This is a genomic window from Motilibacter deserti (genome assembly GCF_011250635.1).
Taxonomy (GTDB): domain Bacteria; phylum Actinomycetota; class Actinomycetes; order Motilibacterales; family Motilibacteraceae; genus Motilibacter_A; species Motilibacter_A deserti.
The window spans coordinates 1-3,406 of record NZ_JAANNP010000152.1 but is presented as its reverse complement, the minus strand read 5'-3'; the positions used below and the strand labels follow the sequence as shown (position 1 = coordinate 3,406).

Below are 3,406 nucleotides of genomic sequence, written 5' to 3'. Positions count from 1 at the left end.
GTTGGTCTGCTCGGCGATCGAGGTGATGACCTTGACGACGTTGCCGATCTCGGCGCTTGACTCGCCGAGCTTGGTGACCGTCTCGGTCGTGTGCTGCGCGGCGCTCACCGCACGGCTCGCGACCGACGCGGCATCGCCGGCCGACTGCGCGATCTCGCGAATGGCGGCGCCCATCTGCTCGGCGCCGGCGGCGACGGTCTGCACGCTGTGCGAGACCTCGTCGGCCGTCGTTGCGAGGACGGCCGTCTCCTGTGCGGCGTCGGCCGACGCCGCCGCCATCTGCTCGGCCGAACCGCTCGCCCGCTGGGAGGCGTCGGCCAGCGTCGTCGCACTGGCGGCGAGCGTGGCGACGGTCTCCCGGACGGCCGCGACCGCGGCGTTGACGGCGGTGGCCATCTCGGCGACCTCGTCGTTGCCCTGCTGCTCGGCCTTTACTGTGAGGTCGCCGTCGGCAACGGCGCCGAGCACGTCGCGCACGGCCCCGAGACGCCGGGTGACACTGCGGCCGATGAGGAACGCCAGGCCCAGGGCGAGCAGCAGCCCGAGGACGAGGAGCACTGCGATCAGGGTGCGGGCACCGGTCGCGGTGGAGTGCGCGGAGGCCGCGGCGTCGTCGGCGAGCTCGGTGTCGAGCACGCCGAGGCCGTCGATCGCCTTGTTGACGTTCTCCTCGGCCGTGGTCAGGGTCTTGAGCTGCTCCTCCGGCGTCGAGCCGGCGTCGACGCCGGCGGGAATGGCGTCGCCGAGGATGAGGTTGTTGACGATGGCCTTGTAGACCGGCCAGTTGGCCGTGAAGAGAGCGGCGTTCTGCTTCCACTCGGCGCTGCCGTCCGGGTGGTCGCCGTACTCCTCGGCGGCGGCGTCGAGGTCGGCCTCGGCCTTGCGGATGGCCTCCTCGTACTGCGCCTTCTCGGCACCCTGGCTGATGTTCGCGAGGTAGAGCGCCCGGAAGAAGTCCGAGAACGCGCCCTGCACCTCGACGAGGTGGCCGAGGCGGGCGATGTTGTTGCTGCGCAGGTCGCTCACACTGTCGTCCAGCTTGCCCATGCGCGACCAGGCGACGGCGCCGGTGACCACGGCCACGAGGCCCGCGACCAGCACGGTCAGCAGGAGCTTCGTGCCGATCCTTCGGCCCGTCAGTCGGGGCAGAGCGCGGGGCGCGGGCGGAGCCGCGGGAGTAGTGCTGCTCATGGGGGTTCCTTCTGGCCCTGCGCGGCTATTCCGCGCTCCATCGACCCCATCGGCGTGCACGCGCCATAGCTGAAGCCAGTGGCGCGCGCGTACGCCATGGGCCAGTACCTCCCTGGCCTGCGACGACACCGCACGAAGCCTGCGTTGTCCTGAAGCAACAATCATTGAACGTCGCTTCTGCTGATGTGGCCCCGAAGACCGAACGCGACGCGCGGCGCCGTGCGCGAGCCACCTCTCCGGCAGCTGCCAGCACTTCCTTAGCCACACCCCAGGCCGGTCTTAGCTCCCGCACAGGGTCGGCGCCGTAACTGGGAGAGCGAGCCCACCGTGGGCCGAACGAAGGAGACACCATGAAGCTGACACGGACGTCCGGCCTCGTCCTGGCCGTGACCACGGGCCTGGCCGGCCTCGGAGTGGGAGCGACGCTCGGCCCGGTCGCAGCGTCTGCCGCCACGAGCGGGACGTCGGCGGTCTCGGACCGCGTCACGGCGATCAAGGACGCCCTCGCCGGCCTCGTGTCGGACGGGACCATCACCCAGTCCCAGGCCGACAAGGTCGCGACCACGCTGGCGGACAACCTGCCCAAGGGCGGTCGCGGGTTCGGCGGCCGGGGCCTCGGCTTCGGCGCCGGCCTCGACACGGCGGCGGGGATCATCGGGGTGACGGCGGACGAGCTGCGCACCCAGCTCGAGGCGGGCAAGACGCTGGCCCAGGTAGCCGAGGCCAACGGCGTCAGCCAGGACACCCTGGTCGACAAGCTCGTCGCGGCGGCGAAGACCGAGCTCGCCGACGCGGTGAAGGCGGGCAAGCTCACCCAGGCGCAGGCCGACTCCATCAGCGCCGACCTCGAGACCCGGATCACCGAGCGGGTCACGAGCACGCGCCCGTTGGGCGGCCGCGGTGGCCACCACTTCGGCGGCGGCCCCAAGGGCGGCTCGTCGACGACCCCCGCGCCGTCGACCAGCCCGTCGGCGACCCCCTCGCCGAGCGGCACCGCCAGCTGACCTGACGCCCCTCCCCAGCCGCCGTCCGGGCCTCCCCGGGCGGCGGCTGGCGTGTCTGGACGAGGTGTCGCCTCAGTCGGACGCGGCCTCGTCGGCGAACTCGGCGAACGTGCCGGGCACCGTCCCCGCCACTGCCCGCTCGCGGCCCGCGTCGGTCAGCGCCCCTCCTCGTCGGCCAGGCACTCCCAGCCTGCGCGAGCACGGTGGGACATCGCTGGGACGCAGCTGGGACGACACTGTGATCGCGGTGCGACCGAAGAGAGCTTCAGGTGTAGGGCGTCCAGGGTTCTGCCAGCTCGCGGCAGGCACCACGTCAGCTGAGCCGTGCATCCTCTCCACGGGCGGGCTGGCTTCGGGCGGGAGCAGCTCGAGCGCGAGCGAGGCCGCGGGTGCGACGGAGGGGACCGCCCCGCGGGCGGCGGCCCCGGCGGCGGGTGGGGGCCGTCGGCCCCTGAGGCCTGGACGCGGCGGCCGCGGGGCGGGTCACCCGGCGCTCGGCCGGCCGGCCGCCGCGGCCGCCGGCGCCGCCTGCGCGGGCTCGCCGCGGCGCGCGCGGTGCCACGCCCGCTGGGCGCCGAGCGCGACGACGGCGGCGAGCACGCCGAAGCCCGCGCCCACCCCCACCGACGTCGAGACGCCCCCGGCGTCGATGACCCCGCCCGCGACCGCCGTGCCGGCGGCAGCCCCGGCCGTGCCGCTCATCGCCAGCCACGCCTGCGCCTCGTTCACCCGGTGGCGCGGGGCCAGGACGTCGACGAGGTTCTGCAGGATCAGCAACGTCGGGGCGATGCACAGCCCGGAGAAGAAGAGCAGGAGGAGCAGCGGCGCCAGCGGCGGCGGGTCCAGCCGGAGCACCAGGGCCACCGCGGTGAGCCCGCAGGCGATGGCGGCCAGCGTGGCTGGCAGCCGCCGCTCCTCCCCCTGGTGCCCCGCGAGCGCGCCGTACAGCAGCCCGCCGATGGCGCTTCCCCCGGCGATCGCGGCGAAGAGCAGGCCGAGCTTGGACTGGTCGTCCAGCACGTCGCGCGCGGTAGCCGCGATCGAGGTGTCGACGCAGCCGAAGAGCACCGCCAGCGACAGCCCCACCGCGAGCAGCGCGGCCATGCCGGGGAAGGCGAGGACCGAGCGCGCGCCGCCGACCGGCGCGACGTGCTCCTCGACCGGGACGGGCCGCCAGGAGCGCGCCGCGCCGGTCGCGGCGTACGCCAGCG

At 74.2% G+C, this 3,406-nt stretch carries 3 protein-coding genes; 1 reads left to right on the top strand and 2 read right to left on the bottom strand.

Annotated features, from left to right (window positions below):
- Window positions 1–1,191, bottom strand: a 1,191-nt coding sequence (locus tag G9H71_RS21615) for a methyl-accepting chemotaxis protein (protein ID WP_166284838.1), incomplete at its 3' end; no start/stop codon positions are given.
- 350 nt (window positions 1,192–1,541) lie between these two features.
- On the opposite strand from G9H71_RS21615, the gene G9H71_RS21610 reads away from it, so the two are divergent.
- On the top strand, window positions 1,542–2,195 hold the full coding sequence (locus G9H71_RS21610) for a hypothetical protein (protein ID WP_166284837.1): 654 nt from the start codon (window positions 1,542–1,544) through the stop codon (window positions 2,193–2,195).
- A 483-nt stretch (window positions 2,196–2,678) separates the two neighbouring features.
- On the opposite strand, the gene G9H71_RS21605 is transcribed toward G9H71_RS21610, so the two are convergent.
- A partial coding sequence (locus G9H71_RS21605) for an MFS transporter (protein WP_166284836.1) occupies window positions 2,679–3,406 on the bottom strand: 728 nt, incomplete at its 5' end.

What these genes read in the sequence shown, in the direction of transcription:
- G9H71_RS21610 (WP_166284837.1), top strand. Translation starts at nt 1,542, where the DNA reads ATGAAGCTGACACGGACGTCCGGCCTCGTCCTGGCCGTGACCACGGGC.